General features: G+C 71.3%; 17 protein-coding genes and 2 pseudogenes. 12 read left to right on the top strand and 7 right to left on the bottom strand.

Annotated elements, in window-relative coordinates; all coding sequences use genetic code 11:
* Positions 1–82 precede the first annotated feature (82 nt).
* The 4 genes from afsQ1 (at position 83) to B079_RS0102095 (ending at position 3743) form a co-directional block, all read left to right on the top strand.
* Positions 83–760 carry a two-component system response regulator AfsQ1 gene (gene afsQ1, locus B079_RS0102110; protein WP_026248263.1) on the top strand — a complete coding sequence of 226 codons (678 nt, stop codon included), beginning with the start codon at positions 83–85 and terminating at the stop codon, positions 758–760.
* A complete protein-coding gene (locus B079_RS0102105; RefSeq protein ID WP_078495797.1) occupies positions 757–2421 on the top strand; it encodes a sensor histidine kinase in 1665 nt (554 codons plus the stop codon). The genes afsQ1 and B079_RS0102105 overlap by 4 nt, the downstream gene beginning before the upstream one ends.
* Positions 2418–3029 carry a hypothetical protein gene (locus B079_RS0102100; protein WP_018544111.1) on the top strand — a complete coding sequence of 204 codons (612 nt, stop codon included), beginning with the start codon at positions 2418–2420 and terminating at the stop codon, positions 3027–3029. The genes B079_RS0102105 and B079_RS0102100 overlap by 4 nt, the downstream gene beginning before the upstream one ends.
* 159 nt (positions 3030–3188) lie before the next feature.
* Entirely contained in the window at positions 3189–3743 is a 555-nt protein-coding gene (locus B079_RS0102095) for a VanZ family protein (protein ID WP_018544110.1), read from the top strand.
* Positions 3744–3755: 12 nt separating this feature from the next.
* Here B079_RS0102095 and B079_RS0102090 read toward each other — a convergent pair whose 3' ends face one another.
* Positions 3756–4655 (bottom strand): helix-turn-helix domain-containing protein, encoded by a 900-nt coding sequence (locus tag B079_RS0102090; protein ID WP_018544109.1) that lies wholly within the window; start codon positions 4653–4655, stop codon positions 3756–3758.
* A gap of 136 nt (positions 4656–4791) precedes the next feature.
* Between B079_RS0102090 and B079_RS0102085 the strand changes: the two genes are divergently transcribed.
* From B079_RS0102085 to B079_RS0102070, 4 genes are all read left to right on the top strand, one after another.
* Complete coding sequence (locus tag B079_RS0102085) at positions 4792–5226, top strand: nuclear transport factor 2 family protein (protein WP_018544108.1); 435 nt, start codon at positions 4792–4794, stop codon at positions 5224–5226.
* 55 nt (positions 5227–5281) lie between these two features.
* The gene (locus tag B079_RS0102080) at positions 5282–6109 is read left to right on the top strand and encodes an SDR family oxidoreductase (protein WP_018544107.1); all 828 of its coding nucleotides are present in this window, start codon (positions 5282–5284) and stop codon (positions 6107–6109) included.
* A 46-nt stretch (positions 6110–6155) separates the two neighbouring features.
* The gene (locus tag B079_RS0102075) at positions 6156–7373 is read left to right on the top strand and encodes a PP2C family protein-serine/threonine phosphatase (protein ID WP_018544106.1); all 1218 of its coding nucleotides are present in this window, start codon (positions 6156–6158) and stop codon (positions 7371–7373) included.
* 198 nt (positions 7374–7571) lie between these two features.
* Positions 7572–7775, top strand: coding sequence for a PspC domain-containing protein (locus B079_RS0102070; RefSeq protein WP_018544105.1), 204 nt, complete (start codon positions 7572–7574; stop codon positions 7773–7775).
* Between the two features lie 91 nt (positions 7776–7866).
* On the opposite strand, the gene B079_RS0102065 is transcribed toward B079_RS0102070, so the two are convergent.
* Positions 7867–8184, bottom strand: a complete 318-nt coding sequence (locus tag B079_RS0102065) for a hypothetical protein (RefSeq protein WP_018544104.1) — start codon at positions 8182–8184, stop codon at positions 7867–7869.
* A 455-nt stretch (positions 8185–8639) separates the two neighbouring features.
* On the opposite strand from B079_RS0102065, the gene B079_RS0102060 reads away from it, so the two are divergent.
* A complete protein-coding gene (locus B079_RS0102060; protein ID WP_026248262.1) occupies positions 8640–9398 on the top strand; it encodes an alpha/beta hydrolase in 759 nt (252 codons plus the stop codon).
* Positions 9399–9411: 13 nt separating this feature from the next.
* Here B079_RS0102060 and B079_RS0102055 read toward each other — a convergent pair whose 3' ends face one another.
* Complete coding sequence (locus B079_RS0102055) at positions 9412–10365, bottom strand: LysR family transcriptional regulator (RefSeq protein ID WP_037801060.1); 954 nt, start codon at positions 10363–10365, stop codon at positions 9412–9414.
* Positions 10366–10428: 63 nt separating this feature from the next.
* Between B079_RS0102055 and B079_RS0102050 the strand changes: the two genes are divergently transcribed.
* Positions 10429–11754: an MFS transporter gene (locus B079_RS0102050; RefSeq protein ID WP_026248261.1), complete on the top strand. Its 1326-nt coding sequence runs from the start codon at positions 10429–10431 to the stop codon at positions 11752–11754.
* A gap of 160 nt (positions 11755–11914) precedes the next feature.
* On the top strand, positions 11915–12928 hold the full coding sequence (locus tag B079_RS0102045) for a sigma-70 family RNA polymerase sigma factor (RefSeq protein ID WP_018544100.1): 1014 nt from the start codon (positions 11915–11917) through the stop codon (positions 12926–12928).
* On the opposite strand, the gene B079_RS33530 is transcribed toward B079_RS0102045, so the two are convergent.
* Entirely contained in the window at positions 12812–13210 is a 399-nt protein-coding gene (locus B079_RS33530) for an STAS domain-containing protein (protein ID WP_158684933.1), read from the bottom strand. The two genes, B079_RS0102045 and B079_RS33530, sit on opposite strands and share 117 nt — an antisense overlap.
* A gap of 168 nt (positions 13211–13378) precedes the next feature.
* On the opposite strand from B079_RS33530, the gene B079_RS0102040 reads away from it, so the two are divergent.
* On the top strand, positions 13379–14299 hold the full coding sequence (locus B079_RS0102040; RefSeq protein ID WP_018544099.1) for an AEC family transporter: 921 nt from the start codon (positions 13379–13381) through the stop codon (positions 14297–14299).
* 120 nt (positions 14300–14419) lie between these two features.
* Here B079_RS0102040 and B079_RS31170 read toward each other — a convergent pair.
* The 3 genes and pseudogenes from B079_RS31170 to B079_RS0102030 all read right to left on the bottom strand — a co-directional run bounded on the left by B079_RS31170 (position 14420) and on the right by B079_RS0102030 (position 18239).
* Positions 14420–15239: pseudogene (locus tag B079_RS31170) on the bottom strand (serine hydrolase domain-containing protein).
* Between the two features lie 137 nt (positions 15240–15376).
* A pseudogene (locus B079_RS35690) lies at positions 15377–15686 on the bottom strand (glycosyltransferase); the annotation flags it as partial.
* Positions 15687–15848: 162 nt separating this feature from the next.
* Positions 15849–18239 carry a hypothetical protein gene (locus tag B079_RS0102030; protein WP_026248260.1) on the bottom strand — a complete coding sequence of 797 codons (2391 nt, stop codon included), beginning with the start codon at positions 18237–18239 and terminating at the stop codon, positions 15849–15851.
* Between the last annotated feature and the right edge of the window lie 869 nt (positions 18240–19108).

Below are 19108 nucleotides of genomic sequence, written 5' to 3'. Positions count from 1 at the left end.
ACCTCGCCGGACCCGCTTCCTGCCGTAGCGCGGGGTGCGGCACGGGTCGTACGGAAGCCGGTGCATGGGCCAGAATGAGCGCGTGCCTTCCCTGTTGCTGATCGAGGACGACGACGCCATCCGTACGGCCCTGGAGCTCTCCCTGACGCGCCAGGGGCACCGGGTCGCCACCGCCGCCAGCGGCGAGGACGGTCTGAAGCTGCTGCGAGAACAGCGGCCGGACCTGATCGTGCTGGACGTGATGCTGCCCGGCATCGACGGGTTCGAGGTGTGCCGGCGCATCCGCCGCACCGACCAGTTGCCGATCATCTTGCTGACCGCGCGCAGCGACGACATCGACGTGGTGGTCGGCCTGGAGTCCGGCGCCGACGACTACGTGGTGAAACCGGTGCAGGGCCGCGTCCTGGACGCCCGGATCCGCGCCGTGCTGCGGCGCGGGGAACGCGAGTCCAGCGATTCCGCGACCTTCGGCAACGTGGTCATCGACCGCTCGGCGATGACCGTGACGAAGAACGGCGAGGACCTTCAGCTCACCCCGACCGAGCTGCGGCTGCTGCTCGAACTGAGCCGCAGGCCCGGACAGGCGCTGTCCCGGCAGCAGTTGCTGCGTCTGGTGTGGGAGCACGACTACCTGGGCGACTCGCGCCTGGTGGACGCGTGTGTGCAGCGGCTGCGGGCCAAGGTGGAGGACGTGCCGTCCTCCCCGACCCTGATCCGTACGGTCCGTGGGGTCGGCTACCGCCTGGACGCGCCTCAGTGAACGAACGAGGGGGACTCGGCCGCTGGCTGGCCGAGCGGGGGAGAAAGCCGGCCGGGCTGCGGTTCACGAGCCTCAGGCTGCGCCTTGTGCTGGTCTTCGGGCTTGTCGCGCTGACCGCGGCGGTGTCCGCGTCGGGCATCGCCTACTGGCTCAACCGCGAGGCGGTGCTCACCCGCGCCCAGGACGCGGTGCTGCGCGACTTCCGCCTGGAGATGCAGAACCGCGCGGGCGCGCTGCCCACGCATCCCACGCAGGACGAACTCCAGATCGCCGCCGGGCAGATGGCGGGCAGCAGCCAGCGCTTCAGCGTCCTCCTGGTCGCCCAGGACGCCGACCGCCGCACGGTGTACGGCAGTTCGGAGGGGCTGAACGGCTTCTCGCTGAAGGACGTGCCCGCTTCACTGTCGGCCGCCGTCAACAAGCGGCAGAAGACGAATGGTTCGGACGAGGCGCCGTACCACCTGTACTGGCAGCGGGTCACCGATCACGGCACGCCGTATCTCGTGGCGGGCACGAAGGTGATCGGTGGCGGCGCGACCGGCTATATGGCCAAGTCGCTCGAGCCGGAGGCCAAGGACCTCAACTCCCTTGCCTGGTCGCTGGGTATCGCCACCGGGCTCGCGCTGATCGGCTCGGCGCTGCTCGCGCAGGCCGCCGCCACGACCGTCCTCAAGCCGGTGCACCGGCTCGGGGTGGCCGCGCGGAGGCTCGGCGAGGGGCGCCTGGACACCCGGCTGCGGGTCTCCGGCACCGACGAACTCGCCGATCTGTCGCGGACGTTCAACAACGCCGCCGCCGCGCTGGAGAAGCGGGTCGCGGACATGGCCGCGCGCGACGAGGCGTCCCGGCGCTTCGTGGCCGACATGTCGCACGAGCTGCGCACCCCGCTGACCGCGATCACCGCCGTCACCGAAGTCCTCGAAGAGGAGCTGGAGTTCGAGGGCGGGGGCATAGACCCGATGATCGAGCCCGCCGTACGGCTCGTGGTCAGCGAGACCCGGCGGCTCAACGACCTGGTGGAGAACCTGATGGAGGTCACCCGCTTCGACGCGGGCACCGCCCGTCTCGTGCTGGACGACGTCGACATCGCCGACCAGATCACCGCCTGCATCGACGCCCGCGCCTGGCTCGACGCGGTCGACCTGGACGCCGAGCGCGGCGTCCACTGCCGGCTCGACCCGCGCCGCCTCGACGTCATCCTCGCCAACCTCATCGGCAACGCCCTCAAGCACGGCGGCTCCCCGGTACGGGTCTCGGTGCGCATCGACGGGGACGACCTGGTCATCGCGGTGCGCGACCACGGCCCCGGCATCCCCGAGGACGTCCTCCCGCACGTCTTCGACCGCTTCTACAAGGCCAGCGCCTCCCGCCCCCGCTCCGAGGGCAGCGGCCTCGGCCTCTCCATCGCGCTGGAGAACGCCCACATCCACGGCGGCGAGATCACGGCCGCCAACTCCCCCGAGGGGGGTGCGGTGTTCACGCTGCGGCTGCCCCGGGACGCCTCGCGGCTGACGGAGGAGGAGGGCGGATCGGCGGACGCGGACGTGGACGTGGATGCGGGCACGGACGCGGACGACAAGGGCGACGACGCCGTCGGGAACGGCTCCTCGGGCGGCGGGTCCGGCACGTCCGGTACGCCCGGCGGGGAGGGGCGCGGATGAGGGCGCGTACGCTGCGACCGCTCCTGGCGCTCCCCCTGCTCGGCGCGCTGCTCGCCGGGTGCGGCATCCGGCCCACCGAGGTGCCGACCGACTTCGGGCGGGCGCCCTCGCGGGTGCCCTGCTCGCTCTCCGGCTCCGGGCTGCCCGACGAGTCCGCGCACGGCGTGCCCGTCCAGGTCTTCCTGCTGTGCGAGTCGTCGCTGGTCGCGGTGGACCGTACGGTGCGGGTGCCGGAGGGCACCCCGGACGCGCGGCGCCGGATCATCGTCGCCGAGGGCCTGCTCGACCAGCTCGCCGCCGCCCCCTCCACCGGGGAGCGCGCGGCGGGGTACGCGACCCGGGTGCCGGGCGGGCTCGGCGTGTCCGGCCCTGCCCACGACGACCCCGAGGACGCGCTCCGGCTGAGCACCGCCCCCTCCCGGCTCTCCTCCTACGCCCTCGCCCAGGTCGTGTGCACCCTCTCCGACTCGACGGCGACCGAGGAGGACGGCGCGGTGGTCCTCGGCGGCCCCGGCACCGGCGGCCTGCGCCGCTACGAGTGCACCGACGACGTACGCGACCGGCCGGGCAGTACGGCACCGCCGTCCAGCGCGGTGGACCAGGGCTGAGCGGGGGGCCACTGGCCGCCGAGGGGGGGTGGCGTACGGCGGTTCGGCACCCGGTGCGCGGAGTACGACGGCGGGCGTACGGCGGTGTGGCGTATGCCTCACGGGGGCGCGGGTGGTGCGTGCGGAACCGATCGTGCGGGGTGGCGCGTCTTGGGGGACGTGCAGCGTCAAGGCTCCATCGGCGGCAATGCCGTGATCCGCATCCGTGTGACAGGGGGCGTCCTCCTCGTCGCGCACCTCGCCCTCGTCACCTGGCTGACGCTGCGTCCGCTGGACGTGCCCTGGGTACGGCCCGCCAACCTGCGCCCGCTCGCCGGGGTCCGCGCCGATCTGGCGCTGGGCTGGCCCGACGCGGCCACCCGGCTCGGCGCCGGGCTCGCCCTGCTGGCCCCGCTGGGCGTCCTGCTGCCGATGGCCGACGGCAGGCTCACCGTCTCCCTGCTCGGCTCCCTGTTCCGTACGGCCGCCGCGGGCGCCCTGATCTCGCTGGGCATCGTGCTGGCGCAGACCGGCGTGCCGGGGCGGGTCGCGGACGTGGACGCGCTGCTCCTGAACACCGCCGGGGTGGTCCTCGCCCACCTGGCGTGCGTCCCGGCGGGACGGGCATGGCTGCGGCGGCGGACCCGGGTCGGGGAGCGGGGGACGGTCGCGGTTCCGGGTGAGGCGTCGCAGGGTCGTACGCCGACGATTCCCCGGGTCGGGATCGTGCCGTAGGGGGCGCCCCTCTCAGGGGTGCCGGGGTTCGTCCCGCTCCGCGTTCTGTCCGCGCGCCGTCTCTCCCGTCGTCGCGGACCAATTGGCCAGCAGCGTCAGGGCGTCCTCGGCGGGCGTTCCCGCTGCCGCGCTGTAGACGAGCACGCTCAGTCCGCTGTCGTCGGGCAGGTTCATGGTCTCCTGGTCGAGCTCCAGGTCGCCGACGACCGGATGGTGGAAGCGCTTCGTGCTGTCGCGGAAGACATGCACGTCCTGGGAGCCCCACATCACGCGGAACTCGTCGCTGCGCGTGGACAGTTCGCCGATCAGCCGGGTCAGCTCCGGGTCGTGGGGGTTGCGCCCCGCCTCCACGCGCAGCGCGCCCACGGCGAAGCGGGCCATGGGTTCCCAGTCGGTGTAGAACCGCCGGGCGGCGGGGGTGAGGAACGCGAAGCGGGCGACGTTCCCGCCGGTGGCCGCGTCGGCGTACAGCTCCGCGTACAGCGCCCGGCCCAGGGGGTTGGCGACCAGCGCGTCGAGACGGTTGTTCATCACGAACGCGGGCAGCCCCGGCATCCCCGCGACGATCCGCGCCACGCTCGGCCGCACGGCCGGGCGGTCCCCCCGCTGCCGGGTCCGCGCGGCGGGCGCCGGTCCGGCGGCGCGGGCGAGGTCGTACAGGTACATCCGCTCGGTCGCGTCGAGCCGCAGCGCCCGCGCGAGGGCGTCCAGCACGCTGTCGGAGACGCCCTGGAGGTTCCCGCGCTCCAGGCGCGTGTAGTACTCGACGCTCACCCCGGCGAGCGTCGCGACCTCGCCCCGGCGCAGTCCGGGCACCCGGCGCTGTCCGTACACCGGCAGCCCCGCCTTGCCGGGGGTGATCCTGTCGCGCCTGGATCGCAGGAAGGCGCTGACGGCGTCCCGATTGTCCATGGGGGCAGCGTAGGCGGCGCGCGTCGGCCATGGGGGTTCCTGCCGTTACCCCTCACGGCAAGGACTCCCCCGGGGCGCCGGGCTCCCGTTGCATGGAGGTGACCGCTTCCCCCGACCGACCGAAAGGACACCCGAGATGAACGACCGGACCGAGGCAGTGACGGAGACCCCCGCGGACGTCGTACGGCGGCTGTACGACGCGCTGGGCCGGGGCGACGTGCCGGGCGTCCTGGCCGCGCTCCACCCCGAGGTGACCGTGGACGAGCCGGAGCAGCTCCCCTACGGGGGCGTCCACCGGGGCCGCGAGGCGTTCGTGGGCTCGGTCCTGGCCGTCATGACGGGCCACGCCGCCGTCGCCCTCACCGGCGCCGAGGTCTTCGAGGGCCCCTCCGGCGTCGTCGGCAGGCTCACCGGAACGCTCACCGCCCACAGCACCGGCGAGGAGTTCCCGCTGACCATGACCGAGGTCCACCGGGTCGAGGACGGCACGGTGCGCGCGATCGACGTCTACCTCAAGGACCCCGGTCGGCTGGCCGCGTTCTACGCGCGCACGGAGGCGGGAACCCGCTGACGGCGACAGGCTCGTACGTACGGCACACACCCCACGAGACGGCGAGGGAAGCACCATGACCACCACCTGGTTCATCACCGGCACCTCCTCGGGCTTCGGCCGGCTGCTCACCGAACGTCTCCTGGCGCGGGGCGACCGGGTCGCGGCAACGCTGCGCAGGCCTGGGGCCCTGGACGACCTGCGCGCGAAGTACGGCCACCGGCTCTGGACCGCCCGGCTCGACGTCACCGACACCGACGAAGTGCGCCGGGTCGTGGAGGAGGCGTTCCGGGCCCTCGGCACGATCGACGTGGTCGTCAACAACGCGGGGTACGGCGTGCTCGCGTCCGTCGAGGAGGCGTCCGACGAGCAGATCCGCCGCGTGGTCAACACCAATCTGATCGGCTCGATCCAGGTCGTTCGCGCCGCGCTTCCCCACCTGCGCGCCCAGGGCGGGGGGCGCGTCCTCCAGGTGTCGACCGCGGGCGGGCAGACGACGTATCCGGGGCTCAGCTACTACCACGCGTCCAAGTGGGGCATCGAGGGGTTCTGCGAGACCGCCGCGCGGGAGATCGCGCCGTTCGGTATCGCCCTGACCATCGTCGAGCCGGGCGCGACCCCGACCAACTTCGCCACCTCGATCGACACCGCGCCACCGCTGGACGCCTACGCGGACACCCCGGCGGGCGCGACCCGGCAGGCGGTCGCCGAGGGGCGCTTCCCGCTGCCCAACAGTGCCGAGAAGATCGCGGACGCGATGATCGACCTCGTGGACTCCGGCGCGACGCCGCTGCGGCTGCCGCTCGGTCCGGACACGTACGACGACGTGCACGCGGCGCTCGCGGACCGGCTCGCCGAGCACGAGGCGCACCGGGAGGTGGCGTACTCGGTGGCGGCGGGGTGAGCGGACGAATGATCCAATAAGGGTCTTTCCCGACTATTCTGGTGCGATGGCCATCGACTACGCGGCCGTGTTCCAGGCCCTGCCGGGCGCGGTCGCGCTGCTCAGTCCCGATCTGGTGTTCGTCGATGCCAACCTCGCGTTCCTGCGGCAGGCGGGCCGCGACCGCGAACAGGTGGTCGGGCGGTATCTCTTCGACGCCTTCCCCGACAACCCGGGAAACCCCGGTGCCTCCGGCGCGCGGAACCTGGAGGCGTCCCTGCGCCGCGTCGTACGCACCCGCGAGATCGACACCATGGCGTTGCAGCGCTACGACGTCGAGTCCACCGAGCAGGGCGGTCGGTGGGTGGAGCGGTACTGGAGCCCCGTCAACGCGCCGGTCTTCGCACCGGACGGGCACATCGCCGTACTGATCCACCGGGTGGAGGAGGTCACCGAACTCCTGCGCGTCACCGGCCGCCCGGACGCCGAGCGCAATCTGGAGGCCGAGCTGTACGGCCGGATGCGGGAGCTGCACCAGGTCAACGAACGGCTCCGCGAGGCGCACGCCCGCGAGCGCGAGGTCGCGCTCACCCTCCAGCGCGCGATGCTCACCGCCCCGGTTCCGGTCGACCGCCACCGCGTCGCCGTGCGCTACCGCCCCGCTGTCGGCTCGCTCAACGTCTGCGGGGACTGGTACGACCTGGTCAAGCTGGAGGACGGGGACCGGATCGCCGTCGCGGTCGGGGACGTCGTCGGCCACGGTCTCGAGGCGGCGGGTGTCATGGGCCAGCTCCGCAGCGCCCTGTCCGCCACGTCGCGGGTCGCCCGGGGGCCCGGCCAGGCCCTGGAAGTCCTCGGGCTCTACGCCCGCTCCCTGGACGGCGCCCAGTCCACCACCGTGGTGACCGCCTTCATCGACTGGGACCGCCACACCGTCACCTACTCCAGCGCCGGGCACCCACCGCCCGTCCTGCTGCGCGGCACCGGTGGCGCCGATCTGCTCGACCAGGCGACCGACCCGCCCCTGGACGCCGCGCCCGAACCGTGTCCCCGCCCGGAGGCCACCGTCGCCTTCGCCGAGGGCGACATGCTCCTGCTGTACACCGACGGCCTCATCGAACGGCGCCACCAGGACATCGACACCGGGCTGGACCAGCTCGTCCGCTCCCTGGACGGCAACCGGCACCGCGCCGACCCCGGGGCACTGGCCGACGCCGTGCTGCGGGATCTGCTTCCCGCCGAGGGCACGAGCGACGACATCGCGCTGGTCGTCGTCTGTCTGTGAGTGCGCCTGCGCGCGTGCCGGTGAGCGGCTGCCTAGGGGGCGAACCCCGATGAATTCCAGGGTCGGTGTCGCTCGTTGGAGCGATGGTTTCGCCCGCTTTGCCTCCGTACCGTGGAATCACAGAACGGGGGCGGCACATCGGCCGCCGACCGGCCACCGGCCCGTGCGCGGGCCGACGATGACGACGGAGGAACAGCCATGACCGCCCTTGCCCGCCCCACCGACGGCCGCGTGATCGGCGGAGTGTGCGCAGCGCTGGCGCGCCGCTTCGGCACCTCGGCGACGACGATGCGGGTGATCTTCCTGCTGTCCTGTCTGCTGCCCGGCCCGCAGTTCCTGCTCTACATAGCCCTGTGGATCCTGCTGCCGTCCGAGAACAAGGCGCGTCCGGCCGCGTGGTGACACACGCGAGCCGCCGACGCGTCCCGGACCGCTCCGGGCGCGACGACGGCTCGCTGGTGCCGCGATGGATCAGCGGTGGGTCAGCGGTGGCTCAGCCGAGCGGAATGCCGTTGACCGGCAGACCGTGGGTGGGCAGGCCCTTGAGCGGCAGCCCGCCGAGCAGCCCGGCGACCGGCGCGGCCGGACCCTTGGCGAGAACCTTCTGTACGGCCGGCTGCGCGGCGGTGAGCCCACTGCCGACGGCACTCTGGCCCTGGGTGAGGGCCCCGGTGGCGCCCGGGAGCGTCTTGGTGACGGAGTCCAGGCCCTGCGGAGCGGCCGGGGCCGCGTGGGCGGCGCCCGCACCGACGGCGGCGAAAGCGGCACCGAGCGCGGCGACACCGAGGGTCTTGACGGCAGACTGCTTCATGGTGAATGGCGTCCTTGAATGCGAGAAACGGGGATCTCATTCGATGAGCGGTCCCCGACCGTAAACGCGCCGAACCGTCCCCCGCAAACACCGAAATGCGGACGACCTGTGAATGCGCGTCCGTATTCCAGCCCTCAACACCCCCTGCCCCGTCCGCCCGTTCGAGAGATAACCCCTGATGGGCGCCCCGCCCAGGAACAGGCATTCGCCCCGCACTCCCTCGCATCCGCATTCGAGGGCGTCATTCCACGGCACGACTCGTTCATCGAAAGGAATGAACCCTGTTTTCATCGCATTGACGGAGAAGCGATTCCCGTACATCGCGCGCCTGCCCGAACACCCCGCCCGGGCCCATCGACCCCTCCCCCATCGACGTCGGGCACACGTTCGGTCGATACCCAATGGTGACCGCCGTGAAGGGTTTGGTTCACTGCCGCTTCTGACACTGTTCTGCCATGGGACAGCAAGCGGCGCCGGTCCGAACGGCGAGGCTGGGAAAGGCGGTCGGCTCTCGGCCGGGCGCGGTGAGCGGGGCGGTGCTGCTGCTCGACGGGGGCGCGGAGGTGTCCGAGCGACGGCCGTTCCCCCTTCCCGCGGGGCTGGTTCGGGCGCTCGGGCGTCGACTCGCGCGTACGGGGCGGGCGGACGGGCTCGCCGTCCACCCGGTGCACTACCGGTACCGGGGGTGGAACGGCACGGAGGCCCACCTCGCGGCGGACGCGTCCTGGGCGGCGGACGAGGTGGTACGGCGGTACGGCGATGTGCCGGTGTGCCTGGTCGGGCTGCACATGGGCGGGCGGGCCGCGCTGCGCGCCGGGGGCCATGAGGCGGTCAACTCCGTGGTGGCGCTGGCGCCCTGGCTGCCCGAGGAGGACGTGGCGGTGCCGCCCGAGCCGGTGAAGCAGCTGGTGGGACGACGGGTGCTGATCGCACACGGCACCAACGACGAGCGCTCGGACCCGGAGCTGTCCTTCCGTCTCGCGGCCCGGGCGAAGAAGGTGAACCGGGACGTGTGCCGGTTCGAGGTGCACGCGGACGGGCACGGGCTGCACCAGTACCGGGACGAAGTGGTCGCCCTCGCCGAGGACTTCGTCCGGGGCGCGCTCTTCGGGCACGCGGTGTCCCGCCCGGTGGAGGACGCCCTCGCGGCGCCGCCGCCGATAGGGCTGCGGATGCCGCTGGCGTCCGGCTTCGGCCGCTCGCTGCGCAAGTAGGGCCGTCGGGCGGTCAGTTGGGCAGCAGGCTGCCGCGCCGGGAGAGCAGGAACTTCTTGAAGGCGGCCACCGGTGGGGTGTCCGGGCGGTCAGCCAGCCAGGCGACGCCGATCTCGCGGACCGCGCGCGGGGCGGTCACGGTCAGCTCGACCACGCCCGGGCGCGGCACCGTGGGCGGGGGCAGCAGGGCGACGCCGAGTCCGGCCGCGACCAGGCCGCGCAGCGTCTCGGTCTCCTCGCCCTCGAAGGCGACCCTCGGCCGGAACCCGGCCTCGCGGCACAGGTCGTCGGTGATGCGGCGCAGTCCGTAGCCGGGCTCCAGGGTCACGAAGGTCTCCTCGGCGGCCTCCGCGAGCCGGATGCGGCGGCGCCCCGCGAGGTGGTGGTCGGCCGGTACGACCAGCCGCAGCTTCTGCTCGTCCAGCCGCCGGGCCACCAGGTCAGGGGCGTCCGGCACCGGCGAGGTCAGACACAGGTCCAGCTCGCCCGCGCGCAGCCGCTCCAGCATGGCCTCGCCGTAGTTCTGCACCAGGCTGAAGCGGATGCGGGGGTGGTCGGCGCGGAACGCCTGGAGCAGTCCGGGCACGGTCTCGGGGCCCATGGTGTGCAGGAAGCCGAAGGCGACCTTGCCGGTGGCCGGGTCGGCGTCGGCGCGGACCTCCTCCGCGGCGCGTTCGACCTCCGCGAGGGCGCGCTCGACGGAGGCGAGGAAGGTGTGGCCCGCGGGGGTGAGGGAGACGGTGCGGCCGTGCCGGGCGAACAGGCCGACCCCGAGGTCCTGCTCCAGGCGGACCATCGCGCGGGACAGGGTGGACTGGGGGACGTTCATCTCCCGCGCGGCCCGGGTGACGTGCTCGGTGCGGGCCACCCCGGCGAAGTAGGCGAGGCGGGGCGCAAGCAGCATCGCCATGTCTTCTGTGTCACCGGACGGTGACAGGCGCGGCTGTGACCTGTGCTGATGCTCCATGGGAACGATTATGGCGATTCCATGCATTGGACGGATGAGCGGGAGCGTCCGTAGCGTCGAAGCATGTCTCCCGCCAGTACCGGGGCGTCCATCCGCGTGGACGCCGGCCTGCCCGTCCCCTCTTCCGAAGCCGCTGAAGTCTCCGAAGCGGTAGCGACCGCCCCGGCTCCCGAAGCCGTGGAGGCCGCCGACGCGCGCATGACGCCCGGCGGTCCCGGTTACCGCCGGATGAGCCTCGCCCTCTTCCTCGCCGGGGTCGCGACCTTCGCGCTGCTCTACTCCACCCAGGCCCTGCTGCCGCTGATCTCCGACGACCTCGGGGTCGCGGCGGGCGAGGCCAGCTGGACCGTGGCCGCCGCGACCGGCGGGCTCGCGCTGTTCGTGCTGCCGATGAGCGCGCTGTCCGAGCGCTTCGGGCGCCGTACGGTCATGACGGCCTCGCTGGCGGTCGCGGTGAGCGTCGGCATGCTGGTGCCGTTCGCGCCGTCGATCGGCGCGCTGGTCGCGCTGCGCGCGGTGCAGGGCGCGGCGCTGGCCGGGCTGCCCGCCTCCGCGACGGCATATCTGGCCGAGGAGGTCCGCCCGAAGGCACTGGTCACGGCGATCGGTCTGTTCGTGGCGGGCAACAGCGTGGGCGGCATGAGCGGCCGGGTGATCACCGGCTGGGTCGCGCAGGAGTGGGGCTGGCGGACGGCCGTCGGCGTGATCGGCGTGGTGGCGGTCGGGTGCGCGGTGGCGTTCCGGCTGCTGCTGCCCGCGCCGCGCCACTTCCGGGCGGGCTCGCTGCGCCCGCGCGTGCTGGCCGGTACGGTCCGCGACCACCTCTCGAACCCGCTGCTGCGCCGTCTGTACGCGATCGGCGCGCTGTTCATGACGGTCTTCGGCGGGGTGTACACGGTGATCGGCTACCGCCTGACGGAGGCGCCGTTCTCGCTGCCGCAGGGCATCATCGGCTCGATCTTCCTGGTGTACCTGGTCGGCACGGTCTCCGCGTCCACCTCGGGCCGTCTGGTGGGCCGCCTCGGCCGCCGGGGCGCGCTGTACGCGGCGGCCGGGACCACGGCGGCGGGCCTGCTGCTCTCCCTAGCCCCCGCCGTGCCGCTGGTGCTGCTCGGCCTGGTGCTGATCACGGCCGGGTTCTTCGCGGGCCACGCGGTGGCGTCCTCCGCCGTCGGGCGTACGGCGACGCACGGGCGGGCGCAGGCGTCGGCGCTGTACCAGTCGGCGTACTACATCGGCTCGAGCGTGGGCAGCACGGTCGGCGCGCTGGCGTTCCACTCGGACGGCTGGGCGGGCACGGTCGGCGTGGGGCTCCTCGCGGTGCTGGGCGTCGTCACGATCACGCTGCTGGGCACGCGGGCGGCGCGGCGGGAGGCGGTTCTCGCCTAGCCGGAGGCATACCGGTCCCTGCCCGGTTCTGGCCCGCGATCCAGCGGCCCCGGACCGGGCATTTTCGTACTCCGGGGGCCGTTGTCAGTGGGCTGCGGTAACTTCCGGAGTGCTGGGGCGCGACGAGGCGCGATCAGGACGGCCACGGGGTGGGTGGACCATGGGCGAGGGTACGGCGACGGCGGATCTGGACACCGCGCTGGAGAAGCACAGGACCGAGCTGACCGGGTACTGCTACCGGATGCTGGGCTCGTCCTTCGAGGCCGAGGACGCGGTCCAGGACACCCTGGTGCGCGCCTGGCGGGCGTACGACAAGTTCGAGGGCCGCTCCAGTCTGCGGTCGTGGCTGTACCGGATCGCGACGAACGTGTGCCTGGACATGCTGACGGCGAGCGGCAAGCGGGCCCGGCCGATGGACCTGACGGAGGCGACGCCGCTCGCGCGGGCGGCGCTGTCGCCGCGCCCGGACCACACCTGGCTGGAGCCGGTGCCGGACGCGCGGGTGCTGCCGACGGTGCAGGACCCGGCGGAGGCGGCGGTCGCGCGGGAGTCGATCCGGCTGGCGTTCATGGCCGCGCTCCAGCAGCTGCCGCCCAAGCAGCGGGCGGTGCTGATCCTGCGCGAGGTGCTGGCCTGGCGGGCGAGCGAGGTCGCGGAACTCCTGGACACGACGGTCGCCTCGGTGAACAGCGCGCTCCAGCGGGCCCGCGCCACCCTCGCCGAGCGGGCGGACGCGGGGGACGACGCGGCGGTCTCCGACCCGCTGGACGAGGAGCAGCAGCGGCTCCTGGAGCGCTACGTGAAGGCGTTCGAGGGGTACGACATGACGGCGCTGACGGCGCTGCTCCACGAGGACGCGGTGATGACGATGCCGCCGTTCGACCTCTGGCTGCGCGGTCCGGCGGACATCACGGGCTTCATGTCGACCATCGGCGCCTCGTGCGCGGGGTCGCGCCTGGTGCCCGTGCAGGTCAACGGCCTTCCGGGGTTCGCGCACTACAAGCCGGACCCGGAGAAGGGCGGCTTCAGTCCCTGGGCGGTCCAGGCGCTGGAGATCTCAGCCGGCCGGATCACCGGTTTCCACTGCTTCCTGGACACCGCCCGCTGGTTCCCCCTCTTCGACCTGCCCCTCCACCTGGAGGCGGAGGCCGACGAGAGCGAGGAGCGCGGCTAGGGCGGGCGCGGGGTCGCGCAGCCGTATCCGCCCTCCGCCGCGACGGGCGGCGAGTTCGAGCCGGGCCAGCAGCTCGACGTGCCACAGACCGGGCTCGCCGATCCGCCCCACGTCACAGACGACGGCCCCCACCCGGCCGTCCGCCAGCAGCGCCCGCACGTGGGCTTCCAGCCGGGCCACCGCGTGGGGGTCGGCGGGGCCGGGCGGTATGGGCACGGCGGCGAGGTCGGCGGGGGTGTCGGCGTCCACGTGCGGTGGACCGGCGGGAGGCGCGGAAATCATCGGGGGGAGCGGAGACGCGGGGGCTCGGTGATTCGGGAACTCGGGGACTCGGTGATTCGAGGGCTCGGGGGCTCGGTGATTCGGCAGCCCGGCGGGGGGTTGCGGAGATCGTGGAGATCGCGGCAGCCGCATTGACCGCTCACCCGGCCGCCCCGGAGGCTGAGGTCCGTGCGGGGGGTGCTGAGCGGGTTCGCGGTGATCGCGGTCGTGATCGGGGTGGGGTACGTGCTCGGGCGGCGCGGCTCGCTCGGGGAGCGGGGCGGCGAGGTGCTGACCCGGCTGGCCTTCTCGGTAGCGGGCCCGGCGCTCCTCTTCACCACCCTGGCGACGGCCGACCTGTCGGTCCTCTTCTCCGCCCGCCTGCTGGTGACCGCGCTGAGCACGGCGGCGGTCTCGGGGATCTTCGTCGCGGTGGGGGTGCTACGGCACTGGGGTGTGGGCCGTACGACCATCGGCGCGCTGTGCTCGGGCTACGTCAACTCGGGCAACCTCGGCATCCCGATCGCCGCGTACGTCCTCGGCGACGCGTCCCTGGTGGCGCCAGTCCTGCTCTTCCAGGTCGTCCTGGTGACCCCGCTCGCCCTGACCGTCCTGGACCTGTCCGGCGCGGGCGACAAGGGCCCGGTGTGGCGACGCCTGCTGACCCCACTGCGCAACCCGATCGCGCTCGGCTCCCTCTCCGGCGTCGCGGTCTCGGCAACGGGCGTGTCCGTCCCCGGCCCCCTGCTGAACCCCCTCACCCTCATCGGCGCGATGTCCGTCCCGGCAGCCCTCCTCGCCTTCGGCATGTCACTCCCCCACAGCACCCTCCCCGCCCGCGGCCCCGACCGCCGCCCAGTCCTCCTCTCGGTAACCCTGAAGTCCCTGCTCCAACCCCTGATCGCCTGGACCCTGGCCCACTACGTCCTCTCCCTCCCCCACGCCGCCCTCCTCGACGTGGTCGTCACCTCCGCCCTCCCCGCCGCCCAGAACCTCTTCACGTACGCGAGCACGTACCGCACCGCCGAGTCCCTCGCCCGCGAGTCGATCCTGCTGTCGACGGTGGTGTCCGTGCCGGTACTGGTGGGGGTGGCGGCGGTGTTGGGGTGACGGGCCGTCCCGGTTTCAGTGCGTCTAGGCACCTTGCGTGGCTCGGCGGCGAAGTTTTTTCACGTACTCGGCCAGAAAGGGGGCTAGGTGCAGGCCCCGGCGAGGCAGGCACGGAGCGGGCTACCGATCTCCACTGGGATCAGGGAAAGCCAGGCTGCGAAAAGCATGACGGACTTCGGCCAAGGGCTGACGATCCCGGGTGTAGTAGAGCTCGTTGGTCAGCAGTTACGGCCCACCGCCACTGCTGCGGCGAGATCCACATTCCAGTTCCCGTAAAGCCTTAGTGAACCCAGATGCCTTCGGTGGAGGCGGTGTCCGGTGCGGGGTGCCAGAACAAACCTCGTGCGGGCTGCAGTGTGCCTGGCTGGACGGTGAGTGACGTGTTGGTCCAGGCGGTGGGGTTTGGGGTTGTCCTGCAGATGGCGCAGGAACACTGCCAGGTCGTCCACGACGGTGAAGGAGCCGGCGATGCCACACACTCCGCCCAGGAGCCGGGTGGAGAAGTCGTGTGCGACCCCTTTGAGGCGGGTGTCGGTCTCCTGATCAAGTTCGATCGGGGCGCAGCGGGCGGCGATCTCGTCCGGCAAGGGGCCGGGAAGCGGATGGTGGCCATGCCGAGTGGTTGCCAGACACGGGCGGTGGACCCCTGGTCCAGGGTTGCCGGAGAGGTACTCGGCAAGGTAGCCGAGGACGAGGGCGGCCCGTCTTCCCGCAGGGCGCCGATGCACGACCAAACAGCGAGGATCTTCGTGAGACTGGCCGCGTGGAAGACAGTGTCGGCGCGCGTCCACAGGTCCGGCTCGTCCGGGTCGAGGACTCCCGCAGCCCCTTGCCCACGGACACCAGTGGTGTCACCGACGGCTCACACGGCCCCGGGATACGCCTTGTCGCGGACGCCCTCATCAAGCAGGGCTTCGACGCAGTCGATGTCGTACGTCATGGTCTCTCTTCGCCGGGCCATCCCGTCGGTCCGTGTAATGACGTTCATGGAGCGGCACGGGCCGCGCCGGGACAGATCACTCGGAAGCGGAATCAGCCGAGTCGGCTGCCGAGTTCGGTTAGGGAGCGTGCAGTCGCCTAGAGCGGATAACGCGCGGAGTTCGCGTGACCCGCCTGCCGCAGGGCGGGCAACAGTCCGGAGGAGGTACGCAGCAGGTCGAGGTCACGGGCCAGGGCGGCAGCGTGGGCGAAGTCGGTGGCAACGCCGGAGGCCCCGAGGGCTTCGCTGAGTCCCGGGAACGAGTTGGTACAGGACGGGTAGCCCGCATGCCTCAGCCGCCAGCGCGACCAGACCCACTGCCTCCAGAGTGGTTGCCGGTATGACCAGTACGTCGTGCTCGGTGAACGCCCTACACATCTGTGAGCGGCGGAGCCATCCGAGATAACGGTCGACCTGACAGGGGGAGCGCCCGCATCAGGCGGGAACTGGCACCGCAGGCGAGGTGCTGTAGGTGCCGCAGGGAGGTCCAGTTCTGATCTCTCAGCACTAGTCCTCCCTGTTGCTTCACTGTTGAGGCATCGAGATGCGCGCTCTCAACTCTCCTGCTGATCAGTCAAGGAGCGTCTCCGGGAACTCTTCGGATTCCGGATTGTCCTCCTCCGGCGCATGGTTCTCCACGATGCTGCGCCGCAGGTTCTCCACGTCAGTCAAGATGCCAACCAATAGGTTGTGCAGCTCGTCCAGTTGGTCCACCGGGACGATCGGAGTGTGGTCCCCAACTTCCGGCTCCAGTGCGTGCAGATGGTCGAGGGCGTCTCGGGCTCCCTGTACACCGAGGCGAAGGGCCTTGCGGTGGGCGGCGGCGCGCTGGCTCGGGGGAACTGGAGCGTCCTCGTCTCGGGGCCCGGGGAAGGACGCTCCGCCCACGGTCCCGGCTCCTGCGTCGACGGTCCCGTACCGAAACAGTGGCGGCTCGGAGTCCGCCGCGTCAGGCGCCCCGTCGGATTCGTCAGCGAGGGGCTCATTCTGCGCCGACTGCGCCCTGTCCCTCGACTCGATCCCCTCGTTCGGCGCGGAGGGAACCGGAAGCGGCATGACGACCGTCGCCGCCACAGCCTTCGCCGCACGATCCGGGTCTGAGGCGGCGACGACGTCCCACTCGTACAGCGGCACCGGCACGCCGTCGGCGTCGACGGCGATATGGTCCTCCGCGTCGAGGTCGGCTTTGAAGTAGATGTACGGCGGATCGTCGGATTCGGCCGACTCCCTGCCCGTGAGGCTCTGCCTGGGCACGGAGTTCTGCGGCAGATCATCGCTGCGGAAGGTGTTGGCGGCCAGCGCGAGGGTCCACAGGCCAAGTTCGTTCGTCGGCTTGGAGAGCCCCTCGATGACTTTGTGTACGTCCGAGCGGAAGGGGACTCCGCCCTTCTCCTTCCTGGCCTCCAGCGATGACCCAACGCTCCTGGTCAGGAGCTTGTCTGCGATCAGCGCGACGCCGCCGGCCACCGCGAGGGTGCGGCGGGCGTCATCGTCGCCGTTCATCGCCGGTGCGATCAGCGTGGTGAAGTCCTCGGTGGGAACCGGAACCCAGTCCTGGGTGACGTCGGCCGACAGCACACCACCGTTGTTCCACGCATTGCGCGCCTGCCTGGTAACCAGCTTCTTCTTGGCGCGCCAGGGCAGGTCGATGATCGGTCCAAGCAGCCCGCCGAACCCCTTCATGCTCATACGCTTGCCGCCCTTGATGGCCTTGGCCTGGTCCTTGAGCAATTCGAGAAGGTCCGGCTGGCTCAGGGCGCGGACCAGGTAGACGGCACGCCACAGAGCGGTCCCCGGAGGGACCGCTTCGCCCCCGAAAACCTGCGGAAGTTCGGTCACAGGGATGCGGCCGACGGCAAGGCCATACACCGCCTGGAGGTCGGCTGTGTCCCAGCGCGGGTCTTCCTGCTGAATGATCCGCTTCAGGGCCCGGGTAATGACCTCAACGTTCTGGGCCGCCGCGTCCCACTCTTTGAACTCGACGTGCACCGAAGCTAGTACGGAGCGGATGGCGTCGTCGAAGACATCCTCGGGCGACAACACCCGGCCCTCGTGGCCCTCGACTCCGACAGCGATCTGCGCCGGAACGACGTAGGTCTGCGCGATCTGAGCTGCCCGGAGCCCAGGCATGGCCCCCTTCATCTCTCCGTCGAACTCCTGCCGCTGTGCCTGGCGCCACCGCGCCCGGCTGGCGGCCAGCCGCTGCCCGAGTCCAGGACCTGTGGCCACCCCCGCCCCGGAAGTCCTCCCGAGCAGTGCGTCAGTAGCCAGGGTGGACACCTCGGCGGCGTCGGCACCGTGCCCGGCCAGTACCGCCCAAGCGCTGGCGATCCGGGTGATCCCATCACGAACGACGAGAACGTGGATCGATTCCGTACCGTCTTCGAAGGCGATCTCGACGGGGTGGGTGATCAGGTTGCGGGTGACGGAGCGCGTGAGGATGGAGGTCGCGTAGCTGTTGATCGACAGCGTCGCGTAGATGGTCTGCCATACGTGGTCCCGCAGGTGACCGAGGTTTTCGTAGCGGTATTGCACGATCGCACTAGGACGACCATCCCGAGTGACCCCGTGCGCTTGCGGATCAGCTACCTCTGAGACCTCCATGCCAGTACGAGGCTGAGGGCCGGGGAAGAGCTCACTCAGCAGGACACGGGTGACGGCTGACCACAGCGTTGCCCCCTCGACATTTTCGACCATCAGGAGGTCAGAAGACTCATCCGGCGTCGCACGAAGCTGAGCTGCCAGCGCATCGGGGCGAGTTGTTGCACGCGCTATGGCGTCCCACGCGGCGTCCGAGAGCCAGGTGCTTGGATTGGCCTGACCCGCCACGGTCACCTCTGCAACGTGGCTGTCCGTCGAGTCGGCAGGTAGGTGGGGCGGGATGTTGGTTACTCGGATCGTGTCTGGCCCCCAGGAGACGTCGATCGCATGGGCGGCGGCTTTGTTCGCGGTCACGGGCACAGATCTCCAATGCGGTTCGAAGCGTTCTGCGGCGGGCATAACGAAGGGCGGCGAGTCCCAAGGACCGCCGCCCGGTCGCTATGTAAAGCTTTCTCCCGAGATCCTCTCGGAGGCCCAAGGCAAATCTGACGGGAGCCAGGTCGGCCTGCAGTTCATGTGCGGGTAACACCGGTCTTGGTAAGCCGCGTACGAACCGAGTTTTGCGGGCGTCAGGAGCAACTCGATCTCGGCCGCACTACGCGGAAGAGCCTTCAAGGCCTCTGAGTCCGGAGGTAGGGGTTCGAGATCCGGACCATTCGCCGTGAGGCGGTACCACGCAATCCCACGGCTGGTGTGGATGAGGGCAAGCCCCGAGGGCCGTCCCGCGAGCCGAGTACACAACCAGTCGAGGACGGCACGCTCTTCTTGCCGCGCACGCCGCTTGGGCATGTGAGCGACTAGCAGCTTGGGGAACTCACCTAACGCTTTGGTGAGTTGTCTGGCATACATCTGACCCAGCGCCCGCGCAGCCTTGGGGTTAGCGGCCCGTAAGCGACCACCGTACTCCCCCTTGACGAGCCTGCTTGGATGCGGTAAAGGTCTTGATGGGGAGGTGCGCAAAAAGTCGGCAAGAAGAGCGTTCCACTTGTGCCAGTACCCCGAGACCTCCGCACCTGTCATCTCAAGCACACATATGGCCGGAACTGGCTGCCGCCCTGAGGAGCCGACGATGAAAATGGGTTCCTCGCGAGGGACGGGTATCTCTTCAGCGTCGCTCATCCGTAACTCCTGACAATGCCGGTACCGGAAATGCACAGGTGGCGGGGCGTCATCAGCGTTACTGGTGGCACCTGTTGACACCAACCGTACGGACGAGTCACGTCTCGCGC

The sequence above is a fragment of the Streptomyces sp. LaPpAH-108 genome, from assembly GCF_000373625.1.
Taxonomy (GTDB): Bacteria; Actinomycetota; Actinomycetes; order Streptomycetales; family Streptomycetaceae; genus Streptomyces.
This window is presented reverse-complemented; position numbering and strand designations above follow the sequence as displayed.

What these genes read in the sequence shown, in the direction of transcription:
- B079_RS0102085 (WP_018544108.1), top strand. Translation starts at nt 4,792, where the DNA reads ATGAACGACCGGACCGAGGCAGTGACGGAGACCCCCGCGGACGTCGTA.
- B079_RS0102075 (WP_018544106.1), top strand. Translation starts at nt 6,156, where the DNA reads ATGGCCATCGACTACGCGGCCGTGTTCCAGGCCCTGCCGGGCGCGGTC.
- B079_RS0102055 (WP_037801060.1), bottom strand. Translation starts at nt 10,365, where the DNA reads ATGGAGCATCAGCACAGGTCACAGCCGCGCCTGTCACCGTCCGGTGAC.
- B079_RS0102090 (WP_018544109.1), bottom strand. Translation starts at nt 4,655, where the DNA reads ATGGACAATCGGGACGCCGTCAGCGCCTTCCTGCGATCCAGGCGCGAC.
- B079_RS0102050 (WP_026248261.1), top strand. Translation starts at nt 10,429, where the DNA reads ATGTCTCCCGCCAGTACCGGGGCGTCCATCCGCGTGGACGCCGGCCTG.
- B079_RS0102080 (WP_018544107.1), top strand. Translation starts at nt 5,282, where the DNA reads ATGACCACCACCTGGTTCATCACCGGCACCTCCTCGGGCTTCGGCCGG.
- B079_RS0102060 (WP_026248262.1), top strand. Translation starts at nt 8,640, where the DNA reads ATGGGACAGCAAGCGGCGCCGGTCCGAACGGCGAGGCTGGGAAAGGCG.
- B079_RS0102100 (WP_018544111.1), top strand. Translation starts at nt 2,418, where the DNA reads ATGAGGGCGCGTACGCTGCGACCGCTCCTGGCGCTCCCCCTGCTCGGC.
- B079_RS33530 (WP_158684933.1), bottom strand. Translation starts at nt 13,210, where the DNA reads ATGATTTCCGCGCCTCCCGCCGGTCCACCGCACGTGGACGCCGACACC.
- B079_RS0102070 (WP_018544105.1), top strand. Translation starts at nt 7,572, where the DNA reads ATGACCGCCCTTGCCCGCCCCACCGACGGCCGCGTGATCGGCGGAGTG.
- B079_RS0102045 (WP_018544100.1), top strand. Translation starts at nt 11,915, where the DNA reads ATGGGCGAGGGTACGGCGACGGCGGATCTGGACACCGCGCTGGAGAAG.
- B079_RS0102065 (WP_018544104.1), bottom strand. Translation starts at nt 8,184, where the DNA reads ATGAAGCAGTCTGCCGTCAAGACCCTCGGTGTCGCCGCGCTCGGTGCC.